Origin of the sequence: Ahrensia sp. R2A130 (genome assembly GCF_000179775.1) — a bacterium.
In the GTDB taxonomy this organism is placed as follows: Bacteria; Pseudomonadota; Alphaproteobacteria; order Rhizobiales; family Rhizobiaceae; genus Pseudahrensia.
This window is the reverse complement of sequence record NZ_AEEB01000017.1, coordinates 619,235-633,899: the sequence shown is the minus strand read 5'-3', so window position 1 is coordinate 633,899 and position 14,665 is coordinate 619,235. Positions and strand designations below refer to the sequence as shown.

Sequence of the window (14,665 nt, the reverse complement as noted above, 5' to 3'; positions counted from 1 at the left end):
ATGAATGAGATTGCAGCGCGGCTTCCGCGCAATCTGAAGGGGTTCATTCTCCTCTACTCCGACATGGTGCTCACCGCGATTGCGCTCTACGCGGCCTTCGCACTTCGTTTGGACAACCCTTTCGTTCTCGACCGACTTCTGGACTCTTGGGTACTGCTTTCGATCCTCTGGCTGACGGGTATCACACTCACCGGCTTCTTCCGTCTGCACATGACGAAACTGTCCGGCTACGACACGACGGCCATGGCCCGCACCGCGCTTTGGGTGGCGATGCTCACGGCTGTTGGAACCATTGCAAACATCGCACTCGGCCTTGGCGCGCCGCGCACGGTGCCCGTGCTGACCGGCTTCATCCTCGCAATCCTGATCTTCATGTTCCGCGCATCAGCGATCTACGTGCTCCATCGCTCTGCCGATCAAAAACTCAACCGTGTTCCGGTCGCGATTTACGGCGCTGGTGCTGGTGGCTTGCAGTTGATCGCAGCGTTGAATTCGTCGCGCCGATACCGCCCCGTTTTGTTCGTGGATGACAGCGCCACGATGCAAGGCCTGACCATCTCGGGCTTGCCCGTCTATCGCCCAACTGATCTTGCCAAACACCGTGCCAGCGGGCGCATCGAGAAGGTCATTCTTGCGATTCCTTCGATCTCCAACGCCAAAAAATCCATGATCATGGAGCAATTGGCGGAACTCGATTGTGAGGTTCAGGAGCTTCCTTCCTACGTAGAAATGATCCGTTCCGGTGGTGTTTTGAGCAGCCTGCGCACCGTAACCCCTGAAGACCTGTTGGGACGCGAAGGCGTTGATCTGGCTATCCCTGAAGTGGGCAACGCTTATGCAGGTGCCAGCGTGTTCGTATCGGGCGCCGGTGGATCCATCGGGTCCGAGCTTTGCCGCATCGTCAGCGATTTGCGCCCGCGCCGCATGGTTCTGTTCGAGCTTTCAGAGTTCGCGCTTTACGGCATCGAAAGCGAATTGCGCGCGAAAACAGAAGCCGCCGGCATCGAACTGATCGCGGCTTTGGGCTCCATTTCCGATCGTGATCGCCTCGACGGACTGTTCAAGCAATACGAGATCGATGTCGTCATCCACGCGGCCGCTTACAAGCATGTACCGCTGGTGGAAGCTAACGTGCCGGAAGGCGTGAGCAACAATGTGTTTGGCACACAAACGCTGGCGCAGGCAGCAATCGAAGCCAAAGTGAAGCGCTTCACCATGGTCTCCACCGACAAGGCCGTGCGCCCAACAAATGTTATGGGCGCGACCAAACGGCTAGGCGAATTGGTGGTACAGGATTGTGCCGCCCGCCACCGCGAGACGGTGTTTTCTATGGTGCGCTTTGGCAATGTGCTGGGCTCATCCGGCTCGGTCATTCCGTTGTTCAAACGGCAGATCGAAAAGGGTGGCCCCGTCACGCTTACTCATGACGATATCACCCGTTATTTCATGACCATACCGGAAGCCGCGCGTCTGGTTCTGCTGGCCGGCTGCTACGCTTCAGGCGGCGAAGTGTTCGTTCTCGATATGGGTCAACCCGTTCGCATCCGCGATCTGGCCGAACGAATGATCCAACTTTCAGGTCACACCGTACAAAGCGAAGATGCTCCAGAGGGCGACATTGCAATCGAAGTGACAGGTCTTCGTCCGGGCGAAAAATTATATGAAGAATTGCTGATCGACGCGGACACATTGCCCACCCCTCATCCGAAAATTATGCGTGCCCGCGAGTCCCGGCTGCGGCCACAGCAGGTCGAACACGCTATGGCTTCGTTGCGTCTGGCGCTTACCCATGGCGACGAAAACGCCATTCGCACGGTGTTGCACCGCTTTGTCGAAGGGTTCCAGATTGCGGATCATGACGAGGCCCGGCTGGCCACGCAACAAAGCTTTAATAGTGAATCAATTTCTAAGATCGAAACACAAAATTCACCCCCTTCTTTTGCCGGGGCGAAAGACCTTCGCGTTAGTTTAATGCCAGCAGGAGGCGACAAACACGTTGTCGTCAGACTTGAAAAAGATACCGCAGAAGACGGTAACAAGGGCAGAGAACAATGGCTAAACCAACCGAGAGCAGCCTCGTAACCGGCACCGAATCTGAAAGTGAAGAATTCGCTTGGCTTGATGATCAGTGGGGCAAGGTCAAAAATGTTATTACCAATGGTGATGACGTTCTGATCGGCTCTACCAAAGGTGACCGCATATCGGCGCGCGACGGCAACGACGTTGTGTACGGCGGTGCAGGCAACGACACGATCAAGGGCGATGGTGGTAATGATGCGTTGTACGGCAACCAAGGCAAGGATCGCCTGTATGGTGACGCCGGTAACGACGCCCTCTTGGGTATGGAAGGTGATGACCGTCTATATGGCGGTTCCGGCTACGATGGTCTTGATGGTGGGTCGGGCAATGACCGCCTCTACGGTGGCAACGATAGCGACTTGCTAATCGGCGGCACCGGCAATGACCACCTGTATGGCGATAGCGGCGACGACGCTCTCTACGGCGGCGAAGGTAACGACCGTCTTTATGGCGGCACGGGCAATGACTGGCTGTTCGCCGGTTCTGGAAGCGACCAAGTCGACGGCGACAGCGGCAACGATGTTGTTGTTCATGTGGCCAGCGAAAATGACGCAGACGGCAATACCAACAGTTATCTGGGGGGCTCGGGCACGGACGTGCTCTACGTGTCAATCGACGGCGAGGCTTGGGAAGCCGATCTCGCCGGTGACCGCACAATGCTGAACGAGTTGATCGCTCTGCGTGACGGAATTGAAAACACAAGCAACAGTGGCACAGCAGAAGCCGGGCGAACGATATTCACTGTCGCTTCATTGAACTTTCAGGCCAGTGAATTTGAAAATTTGGGCATCTTGGTCGACAATGCACTGATCGATCTCGACGAAGTGGCCGCTCCCAACAACATGGTGGTTGCTACCGACGATACGGTTGAATCGGTGGGCGGCGAAAACAGCATCGTTGTGGACGTCGCAGAGAACGACAGCGCGCTTGACGGTATCGGCAGTGTCGAACTGGTGCTTGAACCCCGCCTCCTTCGGACTGCAGTCAATGCAGAACCTGAACCTGAGCCCATTGCAACAGGCAGCGTGGATGAAGAAGGCAATGTCGTCTTCACCGTCAATGCTGGTGCGCACGCAGCTTTGGCGGAAGGTGAAACTGAAACTGTTTCACTGACTTACCAAATCACGGATACGGACGGAGACAGCGATCAGGCGGAAGTTTCCATCGATGTCGTCGGTGTCAACGATGCACCGGTCGCCGAAGCACTTGCCGTGACGGTTACCGAAAGCGGCTCCGATGTGGAGGCCGCTATTTCCGGCATGGGCATGACGATGGTTGGTAACGCCGGTGCGTTTTACGTGCTGGATGCCGACACGGGCGAATTGTCCAGTGTCGTACGCGGCCTGAACGCATTGGAAATCGCTGACGTTGCTCCCGACTCGGGCCTCGTCGTCTATATCAATGCCAACAGCTCGAACTATTCGATATTTGCTTCGGTTTTCAACGATGGCGTCGAAACGGCAATCGATCCAGCAGGTCTCTGGCCTGACAATTATGATGGCGAAGTGGCGGCCTATCAGGACGGTCTCTACCTGTCTTCGGCAGCCAGCGGCCTAGCACTCACCGTCAGTGGCGCGAATATTACCACCGATACGGGTGCAGCTGATCTGTCGATCACATTGTCCGACATCGCTTGGGACGGTCCTGATGGCCCGATCATGGTGCAGGTCGGCGGTGGCACAGCCTCTGTTCTGCCTTCTGATGCTCCGGACGCTGTCATCATCACGCCGGTTGCAAGCGATGTGGACAATGGCGCAGTGCTAACATTCACGGTCGATACCGGCGAAACAACAGGCTCTGTCGAAGTGCTGGACGATGGCACCTTCGCCTACAGCCAAGGCAACGCATTTGCGGCTCTTGCAGTGGGTGAAACCGCTGAAGACACGTTCATATACACAACAACGGACGAGTTCGGCGCGACCGATACACAGACGGTGACCATCACCATCGAAGGTGGCAACGATGCGCCGGTTGCTGAAGACATCGAAGTGACCGTTGCAGAAGCCACAACCTATGTTACAGGTTTCGCTGCAGAAAGCGGTCCGCAATACGTGGCTAATGCCGGTTATTTCTACGTTATCGATCACGATACCGGCGAGATGACGACAGTCATTCGCACCACCGGCGCGCTAACTGCCGAAGATGTCGCGCCGGACAACGGTGTCGTCATTCACGTTAACCCGAATACGTCCAACTGGTTTGTACAGGCGACAACCGTGTTCAACGGTGAACTGACGCCGGTAGATGCCGCGGGCATTTCGGTGTCGGGTTACGATGGGGAAACGCTGGTTTATGCAGACGCACTCTATCTCAAAGACACGACAATTGATGCCAACATCAGCATCGAGCTGTCGGATATCCCTACACCGGACGGCCCTGCAAATTTGACCTTCACATTGACCGACGTCGACTACATCGAAGAAGACCCGCCGATCTCGCTGACAATCGGCAGCGCTTCCGTGGAAGTGACGCCGGGCGGCGAAGCGGGTGCTGACATGACGACGATCACGGCAATTGGCTTCGACCCCGATGCAACCGATGTCATCAGCTACTATCTCGATACGAGCGGCACGCTGGGCGATGTCGTGGACAATGGCGACGGAACCTTCGGCTACAGCGCCGGTGGCAACTTCGATGATCTGCAATATGGCGAAACTGCAACCGACACGTTCCTCTACATAGTTGAGGACCAGCATGGCGCGACCGACACAGCCACGGTTACGGTGACTGTGGAAGGCATCGACGGTCCACAGGATGTGGTCGATCCATTCGGCGATATTTACCCGCTTGGCTAAACCTGAAGCACAAATGGAATGAAGCGGCCCGCCTGCACTGCAGCGCGGGCCGCTTCGCGTTCAGGGTGGCAAGTTCATTTTTGCGACTTCGTTATTTTTGCGGCTGGTGCTCTACCAAAACAGATTGTGTGAGCCACTATTTCATCGATCGAAAAAAATGAAAAATTTTCAAAATAGCGGGAACCGATATCGCAGCGGGCAGTTTCATATCTGTGACAAGGGCAACTTCCCCCCGCCCAAGACACATCATAGTAGCCGGTCTTTCCCCCAGACCCGCTGCCATAGGTTCTTCTAGAACCCACAAGGGCTGCACGTTTTCCCCAAAACGTGCAGCCCTTTTTATTTGCGCTTTGCAGACTGACTACTGCCAGTTGGTCTCGTCGAACGCCTTGGGATACGACTTTCGCGCGACATCTTCGTTGATACGCAGCATCGCCTCGTAGTCATCTGGAGCAAAGTTATCATCTGCCGGCACTATTTCACGCCCAAAAAGCCATGAAATGCGGCCCGCATCGAGATTACCGCGCACGAAGGGTTCCAGACCAAATTGTTCCAGAAGGCAGGACAGGAAATTGATGTCTGCCTTACGGTCATTCGGCAACCTGTCGGCATAACGCTCCCGCGCCTTGATAGGCGTTGCGCCCTTGGGGTTATCGCGCCGGATTGTGAACTGGTAATCTGTCCCCGGCAGGCGTGATGGAAATCCTCGATGCTTCAACATTAGATCAAGTGTCCGGATCGAGCTTGTCTTGCGTCTGCGTTTCAAAGTCCGCAGCGGAATGACGTTCGCGCAGCTGGCTGGATTTTTCGCCAAATGCACGGTTGACCATACGACCACGTTTGAAGGCATCGCGCGCCATCAGCTGATCTTTCCAGCGGTTCACGTGGGTGTAGTCGGCGGTTTGCAGGTAGTTCGCCGCATCACCGTAAAGAACGCCATCAACCAACCCGCCATACCAAGGCAGGATCGCCATATCGGCGATAGTATATTCATTGCCAGCCATAAATTCATGGTGTGCCAAATGCTTGTCCATAACGTCGAGTTGACGCTTGGTCTCCATGGAAAAGCGGTCGATGGCATATTCGATCTTCATCGGCGCATAGGCATAGAAATGGCCGAAACCGCCCCCGAGATAAGGTGCAGAGCCCATCTGCCAGAACAACCAATTTAGGCATTCGGTGCGGGCGCGGTGTTCCTTCGGCAGAAACGCATCAAATTTTTCTGCCAGATAAAGCAGGATCGCACCGCTTTCGAACACACGAAGCGGCTCGACACCTGCGGAGTGGTCCATGAGTGCCGGAATTTTCGAGTTGGGGTTTGCACCAACGAAGCCGGAACCGAACTGGTCGCCTTCGCCGATATTCACCAACCAAGCGTCGTATTCTGCGCCGGTATGACCAGCCGCCAGCAATTCCTCCAGCAGCAACGTCACCTTCACACCATTGGGCGTTGCCAGCGAATAAAGCTGCATGGGATTGTCACCGACCGGCAGGGCTTTCTCGCTTGTAGCGCCTGAGATCGGACGGTTGATATTGGCGAACTTGCCGCCGTTGCCCTGCTTCCATTCCCAAACGGATGCGGGCTCGTAGCCTGCGGGCAGATTGTCGGCGGGGTTGGGTTTGTCATCAGCCATGGGAGCGGTCTTTCAGTTTGATACGTTGATGCCCTTATCGCGCAAACTGCGGGGCACCGCCACTCACCAATTGGCGATGTGATGCTTCAATGGGTGACTTGCGAAGCAGCTGCGATTGAACAATCCTGTCACTCACAAATACGCAGTCCGCACGGGAACTCCACAATGAGCGCCAACCCCGAAAAAGCTGCGCCGCCATCCAGCTTTGAACGCCAATGGCACCACCGGCCGGAAGGCCGTATTAGGGTATCGCCGTTCATGGAATGGCCACCTGAACCGAAGCGTATGATAAGTTGGGTGGCGCAACGGTGGTTCGCGTTTGCCGAGAACTCCATTCTCATCGTTTTAGCGGTTATCTCGTGGGTCTTTTTCCAACCCGAGCTGGAAGAGATGAGCACGCTATCGTTCGGCTGGGTTGCCGAACTTTACATCCGCAATTTCCTGCTTCTGCTCGTCGTGGCCGGCGGCCTTCATCTGTATTTTCACAGCTACAAAAAGCAACGCGACGAACTAAAATTCGACGGCAGAGAACTGTCGCGGGAGGGCCGCAGCTTCACGTTCAACAATCAGGTGCTGGACAATATGGCTTGGTCGCTTGGCAGCGGCGTGGCGTTTTGGACGGCGTACGAAGCACTTATGTTCTGGGCCATGGCCAACGGTTACGCACCGGTGCTGCTGTGGTCGGAAAATCCGGTGTGGTTCGTGGTGCTTTTCTTCCTGACACCGATCTGGATTTCGTTCCATTTCTATTGGATTCACCGCTGGCTGCACTGGCCGCCGCTCTACAAGCTCGCCCACGCTCTGCACCATCGCAACATCAATGTCGGGCCTTGGTCGGGCTTTTCCATGCATCCGGTGGAGCACCTGCTGTTCCTGTCCAGCGTGCTGATACACTTCGTTGTGGCCGCACATCCGTTGCACATTCTGTTCCATATGCAACATCAGGCGCTTACCGCAGCGACTTCTCACACCGGCTTTGAAGGCTGGATTGCAGGCGACAAAAACCAACTGGCATTGGGGACGTTCCACCACCAGATGCACCACCGCTATTTTGACTGTAATTACGGCAATCTGGAAGTGCCGTGGGACAAGTGGTTTGGTTCATTCCACGATGGCACGGAAGAAGCCCACGCCCACATAAAAGAGCGCCGACGCCGGCTAATGCAGTCAGCGAAAAGCTAACCTGACAGGCAGCGCCAGCGGCCCGCGCACAGACAGGCCGGGCTTGTAGGTTGTTTCGCCGCCAACGCCTTCGATGGTGCTTGTTCGCACAAAAAGCTCCTCGAAAATCACTCGCATATTCAATCGTGCCAAGTGATTTCCAAGGCACAGATGCGCGCCCATACCGAAGGCCAAATGGCGGTTGGGTGTGCGGTGAATATCGAATTCATCAGGCCGCTCGAACTGGGCCTCGTCACGATTGGCTGCGCTGTAGAGCAGACCGAAGGTTGTGCCTGCCGGATAGTAGTGGCCTCTGATCGTTACGTCCTCCAGCGCATGGCGGTGAAAGAACGGCAGCGGTGGTTCGTAGCGGAATATTTCCTGGATCGCGTTGGGAAGCAGTGATTGGTCAGCACGCAATTGCGCCATCGCATCAGGGTGTTTCAGCAGCGTGTGCATGCCGGAACCCAACACGTCTATGGTCGAACCATGCCCTGCCATCAGCAGCAGCATGCAGGTGGAGATGAACTCGTCCGGCGTGTAGCGCCCTGCCCGCTCGTCCAACAGCATTTTGGAAATGAGATCGTCTTTAGGGTGGCGTGTGCGTTCAGCCTTCAGGTGTTCGAGATAATGATAGAAATCGCGTGTAGCTGTCTCCGCCAAAGCTTTCTTTTGGGCGGTACGGTCCACATCGAAAAACTGCACCACCTGCTCCGACCACAGCCGCAATTGCGGCGCATCTTCCGCAGGGCAACCGAGCAAGCGGCCAATGATATGACCGGGAATGTGGGCTGCAAAATCTGCGATGAAATCGAACTCATCACGATCTTTTATGCCGTCTAAAAGTCTCACCACATAGGTACGCACCTCAGCCTCAAGACCAGCAATCGACCGGCTTGTGAGATCACCAAAAACCAGCTTCCGCAGCCGGCGGTGCACGTCACCATCACTGTCCAACAGCGAAAACTGCACCACCCTCTCGTGATACGGCATATCGTGCCAGTTGGCGCGCCGTTGCCGTTCAGCTGCTTCAGTAGCGCTCTCGTACCCCTTCAACGACCGCACCATCGCGGGGTTCGTCGCCACAGCCACAACATCATCATAGCGGGCAAGCAGATTGGCATCATGGGGCGCGAAATAGTGCGGACGATCCAGCGCGCGCAGCTGCTGATAAATCTTGTAAGGATCGCGCGCGAAGGCTGGCGACAGAGGATCAAACTCGTTCAGCTGCGTCACCGTTGCGGATTGCACTTCATCACTCAAGAGATACCCATGGCGTGACCGCGAGGGAAGTGAAGGATGAAGTATTTGACGGAGCCGCTCCACATTCGCCGCAACCGGAAGCGTATTGCCGCCCAACACCGGTCGTGGCTTCACGCCATGGCTTGGGATTCGCTGGCTGGCGCGACCATTGGTGCTTTCATCGCGCTCGCCATGATCTATTTCAACATCGCCAATCTGGGTTCACTCGTCGCCGCATCAGACCGGGGTTTCGCCTTCGCAGCACTTCTGGCTGCCGGTTTCGCGCAATTATTCGCCATGGCGGTGTGTGCCACCGGCATATGGTTTCGCGCGACCCATCAGCCTGACCTTACCGACTATCCCACCGACGAATAATGTTCTGAGGTTTCACTGCGCCCAATCGCGGAAATAGCGGTTCCAGATGCGCTCACCGATCATGCAGTCGATTGTACCGTTGGCTTTACGCGACCTGAAAGCGGTTCGTTTGGGCAGCACGGGGTTCGATGCCAGTTCCAGCACTAATTTTTGCCGCACGGCTTGGGGAAACTCTTCCCATCGGCGCACGGGAATAACGAATGAGCCGGGCCCGCCCACGACGCAGGCGCGGTAGTATTCATCCAGATCGGTGATATGGAAGCGCGATCCCATCCCTTCGCGGGTCATCAACGGCAGCCCGTTGATGATGGTGCCCTGCGCCACAGCAGCATCTCGCGCCTTCACCACCGCGCGGCCATTGTTGTTGGGACCATCACCCGACACATCGATAACCCGCCGCATGCCGCGATAACCGTTGTCAGAAAACAGAGAAGCACCATGGTCGATGGCGCCTGAAATCGATGTGCGGCGCAGACTTGGGTTGAATTGCGCCGTCAGTTTCAGCGCAATTGCTTCCGCATCCGCCGCCGTTTCCACCAAAGTCCATGGAATGATAGTGCGCTGCGAAGTGTGACCTGCCCATTCGTAATATGTGAGCGCAATTTTGCCGATCAACCCAGATGAAATAGCCTTTGTGACTTCCGGACTGGTGAGCGCAGACGCATAGCCGCGCCGCTGAATTTCCAACTCGCGAGGCGACATGGAGCGGGAGACATCGACGGCGAGAACGAGCTCGACATCAACTTCAACGTCTGCTGCGGGGGCATTTCCCGCGCTGGAAAAGAGCAAGAGCGATACGAGTGCAAATCGGGCTAAATGTTTCGTCATGCCAAAAGACTGCCGCAATGAAAGCGATGCCGCAATTCACGTTTTCAGCGCAGTGATCGGTTCAGACGTTCAGAGGGTCTTACGCGCTGCAACGTACCAGCCCTGCACACCTTCCTTACGCATGTAGTCGTCTCGCCTGCACTCCAGAACTTGCCAGAGCCCTGTTGCTTCAAGGGATTCAATCGCGACTTCGAAACCCTCCGGCTCCCAAACACCTTCGTTCACCGTGAAACAAATCGTGCCTCCGGGTTTGGTCAGACGCAGCAATTCAGACAAACCTTCCTTGCCGAGATGTCCATGGGTAAAAACACCGACGCAAAGAACCGCACCATATGCAGCCTCAGGTAACGACCTGTAACCATCACCCAGTGTTTGAAGATTGCGATAGCCTCGCGGTCGGGCGATTTCCAACATTTCAGTCGAAATATCCGCGCCGTCGAATGTGGTGAAACCGACATGCGCTAGGTGAAGCCCAACGATACCCGTGCCACAGCCGTAGTCGAGAATCTCGGCCTTACGATCGTCCATATGGCGCAGAAGCATGGCAACGGTATTCGGTTGAGAAACCGTCTCCAGTTTGTGGTCATTATCATGGTCGTAGTCGGCCGCCCATTCCGCATAAACCTGCTTCAATTGAGTCTTCGGGTCTGCGGCTGGATCGAGTGTGTGGTACCGGTCTATGCCGTGTTCACGGGAGTCTTTCATGCGGCTCTCCGTGATCTACAACGGCAAATTATCGTGCTTTTTCCACGGGTTCTCCAACTGCTTGCCCTTCAGCACCGCAAAGGCGCGGCATAGGCGTTTTCGCGTTTCGGCGGGCTGGATGACGTCGTCGACGAAGCCTTTTTCTGCGGCAACGAAGGGGTTGGCGAAGCGGGCTTCATAGTTTTTAGTGTGGTCGGCAATCTTTTCGGCGTCTGCTAGATCCTGCCGGTAGATGATTTCCACCGCGCCTTTTGCGCCCATGACAGCGATCTCTGCGGTGGGCCAGGCGTAGTTGACGTCGCCGCGCAGGTGTTTGGAAGCCATCACGTCATACGCGCCGCCATAGGCCTTGCGGGTGATGAGTGTGACTTTCGGCACCGTCGCTTCGCCATAGGCAAAGAGCAGTTTCGCGCCATGTTTTATGACACCGCCAAGTTCTTGCGACGTGCCGGGCAGGAAGCCGGGAACGTCCACCAGCGTAAGAATGGGAATGGAAAACGCATCGCAGAAGCGCACGAAACGGGCTGCTTTGCGCGATGATGCAATGTCCAGCACGCCCGCCAATACCAACGGCTGGTTGGCAACGACACCGACCGTCTGGCCTTCCATGCGGACAAAACCGGTGACGATGTTGGCAGCAAAATCCTTCTGGATTTCGAAGAAGTCGCCCTCGTCCGCCAATTTCACGATCAATTCCTTGATGTCGTAAGGCTGGTTCGGGTTGGCGGGGATGAGCGTGTCAAGTGACGCCTCTTCGCGATCGGGGGAATCGAAAAACGGGCGCACAGGCGCTTTTTCGCGATTGTTCAGCGGCAGGAAATCGTAGAGGCGGCGCATCTGGCGCAGGGTCTCGATGTCATTGTCGTACGCACCATCAGCGACTGAGGATTTTGTCGTGTGGGTCTTAGCGCCGCCAAGTTCTTCCGCGGTGACGATCTCGTTGGTGACGGTTTTCACAACGTCGGGACCGGTGACGAACATGTAGGACGTGTCCCGCACCATGAAGATGAAGTCTGTCATGGCCGGCGAATAGACCGCACCGCCCGCGCACGGACCCATGATGACGGAAATTTGCGGCACGACGCCGGAGGCCAGTACGTTCTTCTGAAACACGTCGGCATAGCCGCCGAGTGACGCCACGCCCTCCTGAATACGCGCGCCGCCTGAATCGTTCAGGCCGATGACGGGCGCGCCGTTCTTCATGGCCATGTCCATGATTTTACAAATTTTGGCGGCGTGGGTTTCCGACAGTGAACCGCCCAGCACCGTGAAATCCTGCGCGTAAACATAGACAAGACGACCGTTGATGGTGCCCCAACCGGTTACGACGCCGTCGCCGGGATATTTGATCTTGTCCATGCCGAAATCCACCGCGCGGTGGGCGACGAACATGTCGTATTCTTCAAAAGAGCCTTCATCCAGCAGCACGTCGAGGCGCTCGCGGGCGGTGAGTTTGCCTTTGGAATGTTGTGAATCGATGCGCTTTTGGCCGCCACCGAGGCGGGCTTCTTCGCGGCGGGCTTCCAGCTGTTCGGTAATCACGGTCATCGGGGCGTTCCTTACGAGAAGTCCATCTGCACCTTCATGGCGCGGCTGCGGTCGTTTGCCAATGCAAACGCCTCCAACGCATCGGCCATGGGCATGGTGTGAGAAATCAGCGGCTTCACGTCGATACGGCCGGAGCGCATTTGCTGGACGGCGGTGAAGAATTCTTCGTGGAAGCGGAACGAGCCGCGGAGATCGAGTTCTTTTGCGGTGAGAGCCTGAACCGGCACTTGCATGTCACCGCCAAGACCAAGCTGCATGACGACGCCGCGCGGACGCATCGCAGCGATGCCGGAAGCTAGCGCTGGCGCTGCGCCAGAGCATTCGAACAGCACGTCGAATGTGCCTTTGCCCGCAGCATATTCGGACAGAGCATCCGGTTCGGCCTTGCTGTCGATCACACGATCTGCGCCCACCTTTTTTGCGTAGTCCAGCGCGTTGGGCGAGAGGTCTGTGGCCACTATTTCCGCCGCGCCTGCTGCGCGCGCAGCAACGATGGCGAGCGTACCGATGGGACCGCAACCGGTGACCAGAACGCGCTTTCCGAACAGATCGCCTGCCCTTTTGCAGGCGTGGAGAACGACGGAAAGCGGTTCGGCCATGGCAGCTTCACCTGCTGTCAGATCACCCGCAGGAGCGCATTGTGCTGCGTTTGCGATCAGCTCTTGTCGGAATGCGCCTTGTATATGGGGGAATGGCATGGCGGAGCCATAGAAGCGCATGTTCTCGCAGTGGTTCGGCAAACCCTCCGCGCAATAACGGCACGCGCCGCATGGCCGCGACGGAGAGACGGCGACAAGATCGCCGACAGCAAGATCGGAGACGCCCTCGCCCAACGCTGCAACATGGCCTGCAACCTCGTGGCCAAGGATCATCGGTTCCTTCAGGCGCACAGTGCCGAAGCCACCGTGGTTGAAGTAATGTAGGTCCGATCCGCAGATTCCGCCCGTCGCCAAACGGATGCGAACTTCACCTGCGGCAGGTTCCGCGACGTCACGTTGCTCGATTCGTAAATCCTTGGCGTCGTGAATGACGAGTGCGTGCATGATGTATTCTCCCAACCGTTTCTGCCCTTTTGATAGCAGGCGTGTGGATGAGCGAAAGTGTGAATCGCTTCAAACGGTTGGTGGAATCTGCTGCGTCCACGATTCAAACAAAAAGGCCGATGCGTTTCCGCACCGGCCTTTCCAAAATTTATGCGTGTGATGCTTACAGAAGATCACCGTCGCGGGTTTCCATCAGCAGGCGTTCAGCGCGGGCCTCGTCGATGCGGTTGTGCAATTTGCGCTGCTCTTCCTGATCACGGAGTGTTTTCGACAGCGAAATCGTGGTGTGGACCAGCATGATCGCGGACATTGCGTAGAAGCCCTTGGCCGCAAAGCTGGCCTCCATGAAATAGATGCCACCGGCCATCATCAGCGCGGACACGCCAAACGAGATGAAGGTGAACATGGAAAAGGCGTTCATGGCAGGAGCGGTTGGGGCGACGTTGGTTGGGTTAGACATGGTGTGTTCCTTTTAGGATTTGGTTGGTTTTCAGGTTTGGGAAGTTGGGTCTATTTCGATTTTGCAGGCTTCTGTTTGCTGGCTTTCAGGCGGGCCAGCACAGCGTCGGTCGAGGAGGAAAGAGCGTCTCCGTGGCCCTTTTCAGCAAGACGGCGAACGATGTCGGCAGGTTCGTCGGACTGGCAGATTTCGGCTTCGGCCTCGCGGGTGAGGTCCATGTTGCGCTGGCGTTTCTGCAAGCGGTCCAGCGTTTGCTCGGCATCTTTCAGGGTGGTCGCACTGGATGCGGGCGTCGCAGCCAAACGCTGTGTGTGGTTCGTGGCGTGGGCCAAACGGTGGCCGCGCTCTAGATCACGCAACCGGTTCTGAGCATCGCGGACATCACGCTTCAAGCGGGTGATCTCGGCGGTGTAGCGGCCCTTGGCTTGTTCAGAAGACGCCTGTTCGTTTTCCAGATGAGCAATGGCTTCAGCAGCGTCGCGGGCCAGATCACTATCGCCCTGCTCCATCGCGGCAACGGCGCGAGTCTCCAAGTCGGTGATCTGGGCAACGATGCGGTCAAAGCGCTCGTTTTCCTGTTTGTGCGCCGCCATGGCAGCGGCAACTGCGCGGCGGGACAAGGCAACGGCCTGACCGGATTCGCGAATTTGCTGGCGCAGAAGCGGCAAAGCGTTGGCATCTGCGAAGTCTTCGACAGCGTCAGCAGTGCGACCGCGAAGGAGTGTGGTGAGGGTCTTAAACATTTTTGGTCTCCGTTATTGAACGTTGTTCATGAGACCAACTTACTCATAATTG

Annotated in this window: 13 protein-coding genes; 4 read left to right on the top strand and 9 right to left on the bottom strand. The window is 56.5% G+C overall.

Features of this window, described 5'->3' with window-relative positions:
- Window positions 1–2,082 (top strand): nucleoside-diphosphate sugar epimerase/dehydratase, encoded by a 2,082-nt coding sequence (locus R2A130_RS12230; protein ID WP_009758378.1) that lies wholly within the window; start codon window positions 1–3, stop codon window positions 2,080–2,082.
- Window positions 2,052–4,874 carry a calcium-binding protein gene (locus tag R2A130_RS17670; protein WP_009758377.1) on the top strand — a complete coding sequence of 941 codons (2,823 nt, stop codon included), beginning with the start codon at window positions 2,052–2,054 and terminating at the stop codon, window positions 4,872–4,874. The genes R2A130_RS12230 and R2A130_RS17670 overlap by 31 nt, the downstream gene beginning before the upstream one ends.
- A gap of 361 nt (window positions 4,875–5,235) precedes the next feature.
- Here the strand turns inward: R2A130_RS17670 and R2A130_RS12220 are convergent, their stop codons facing one another.
- Both R2A130_RS12220 and yghU read right to left on the bottom strand, forming a co-directional pair.
- On the bottom strand, window positions 5,236–5,595 hold the full coding sequence (locus R2A130_RS12220) for a hypothetical protein (protein ID WP_009758375.1): 360 nt from the start codon (window positions 5,593–5,595) through the stop codon (window positions 5,236–5,238).
- Between the two features lie 4 nt (window positions 5,596–5,599).
- Window positions 5,600–6,508 carry a glutathione-dependent disulfide-bond oxidoreductase gene (yghU, locus tag R2A130_RS12215; RefSeq protein ID WP_009758374.1) on the bottom strand — a complete coding sequence of 303 codons (909 nt, stop codon included), beginning with the start codon at window positions 6,506–6,508 and terminating at the stop codon, window positions 5,600–5,602.
- A 165-nt stretch (window positions 6,509–6,673) separates the two neighbouring features.
- Between yghU and R2A130_RS12210 the strand changes: the two genes are divergently transcribed.
- The gene (locus R2A130_RS12210; protein WP_009758373.1) at window positions 6,674–7,690 is read left to right on the top strand and encodes a sterol desaturase family protein; all 1,017 of its coding nucleotides are present in this window, start codon (window positions 6,674–6,676) and stop codon (window positions 7,688–7,690) included.
- Here the strand turns inward: R2A130_RS12210 and R2A130_RS12205 are convergent.
- Window positions 7,676–8,932 (bottom strand): cytochrome P450, encoded by a 1,257-nt coding sequence (locus R2A130_RS12205; RefSeq protein ID WP_247869267.1) that lies wholly within the window; start codon window positions 8,930–8,932, stop codon window positions 7,676–7,678. The two genes, R2A130_RS12210 and R2A130_RS12205, sit on opposite strands and share 15 nt — an antisense overlap.
- A 36-nt stretch (window positions 8,933–8,968) precedes the next feature.
- Between R2A130_RS12205 and R2A130_RS12200 the strand changes: the two genes are divergently transcribed.
- Window positions 8,969–9,286, top strand: a complete 318-nt coding sequence (locus tag R2A130_RS12200) for a hypothetical protein (RefSeq protein WP_009758371.1) — start codon at window positions 8,969–8,971, stop codon at window positions 9,284–9,286.
- A gap of 12 nt (window positions 9,287–9,298) precedes the next feature.
- On the opposite strand, the gene R2A130_RS12195 is transcribed toward R2A130_RS12200, so the two are convergent.
- From R2A130_RS12195 to R2A130_RS12170, 6 genes are all read right to left on the bottom strand, one after another.
- Window positions 9,299–10,114 (bottom strand): DUF1194 domain-containing protein, encoded by an 816-nt coding sequence (locus R2A130_RS12195; protein ID WP_009758370.1) that lies wholly within the window; start codon window positions 10,112–10,114, stop codon window positions 9,299–9,301.
- 69 nt (window positions 10,115–10,183) lie between these two features.
- Window positions 10,184–10,819, bottom strand: coding sequence for a class I SAM-dependent methyltransferase (locus R2A130_RS12190; protein ID WP_009758369.1), 636 nt, complete (start codon window positions 10,817–10,819; stop codon window positions 10,184–10,186).
- 15 nt (window positions 10,820–10,834) lie between these two features.
- A complete protein-coding gene (locus tag R2A130_RS12185; RefSeq protein WP_009758368.1) occupies window positions 10,835–12,367 on the bottom strand; it encodes an acyl-CoA carboxylase subunit beta in 1,533 nt (510 codons plus the stop codon).
- 11 nt (window positions 12,368–12,378) lie between these two features.
- Complete coding sequence (locus tag R2A130_RS12180) at window positions 12,379–13,410, bottom strand: L-idonate 5-dehydrogenase (protein WP_009758367.1); 1,032 nt, start codon at window positions 13,408–13,410, stop codon at window positions 12,379–12,381.
- Between the two features lie 163 nt (window positions 13,411–13,573).
- Window positions 13,574–13,870: a YiaA/YiaB family inner membrane protein gene (locus R2A130_RS12175; protein WP_009758366.1), complete on the bottom strand. Its 297-nt coding sequence runs from the start codon at window positions 13,868–13,870 to the stop codon at window positions 13,574–13,576.
- A 50-nt stretch (window positions 13,871–13,920) separates the two neighbouring features.
- Window positions 13,921–14,613: a PspA/IM30 family protein gene (locus tag R2A130_RS12170; RefSeq protein WP_009758365.1), complete on the bottom strand. Its 693-nt coding sequence runs from the start codon at window positions 14,611–14,613 to the stop codon at window positions 13,921–13,923.
- Window positions 14,614–14,665: the final 52 nt, after the last annotated feature.

Excerpts from the sequence above, each read along its gene's own strand:
- R2A130_RS12230 (WP_009758378.1), top strand. The coding sequence starts at position 1 with ATGAATGAGATTGCAGCGCGGCTTCCGCGCAATCTGAAGGGGTTCATT.
- R2A130_RS17670 (WP_009758377.1), top strand. The coding sequence starts at position 2,052 with ATGGCTAAACCAACCGAGAGCAGCCTCGTAACCGGCACCGAATCTGAA.
- R2A130_RS12220 (WP_009758375.1), bottom strand. The coding sequence starts at position 5,595 with ATGTTGAAGCATCGAGGATTTCCATCACGCCTGCCGGGGACAGATTAC.
- yghU (WP_009758374.1), bottom strand. The coding sequence starts at position 6,508 with ATGGCTGATGACAAACCCAACCCCGCCGACAATCTGCCCGCAGGCTAC.
- R2A130_RS12210 (WP_009758373.1), top strand. The coding sequence starts at position 6,674 with ATGAGCGCCAACCCCGAAAAAGCTGCGCCGCCATCCAGCTTTGAACGC.
- R2A130_RS12200 (WP_009758371.1), top strand. The coding sequence starts at position 8,969 with ATGAAGTATTTGACGGAGCCGCTCCACATTCGCCGCAACCGGAAGCGT.
- R2A130_RS12195 (WP_009758370.1), bottom strand. The coding sequence starts at position 10,114 with ATGACGAAACATTTAGCCCGATTTGCACTCGTATCGCTCTTGCTCTTT.
- R2A130_RS12190 (WP_009758369.1), bottom strand. The coding sequence starts at position 10,819 with ATGAAAGACTCCCGTGAACACGGCATAGACCGGTACCACACACTCGAT.
- R2A130_RS12185 (WP_009758368.1), bottom strand. The coding sequence starts at position 12,367 with ATGACCGTGATTACCGAACAGCTGGAAGCCCGCCGCGAAGAAGCCCGC.
- R2A130_RS12180 (WP_009758367.1), bottom strand. The coding sequence starts at position 13,410 with ATGCACGCACTCGTCATTCACGACGCCAAGGATTTACGAATCGAGCAA.
- R2A130_RS12175 (WP_009758366.1), bottom strand. The coding sequence starts at position 13,870 with ATGTCTAACCCAACCAACGTCGCCCCAACCGCTCCTGCCATGAACGCC.
- R2A130_RS12170 (WP_009758365.1), bottom strand. The coding sequence starts at position 14,613 with ATGTTTAAGACCCTCACCACACTCCTTCGCGGTCGCACTGCTGACGCT.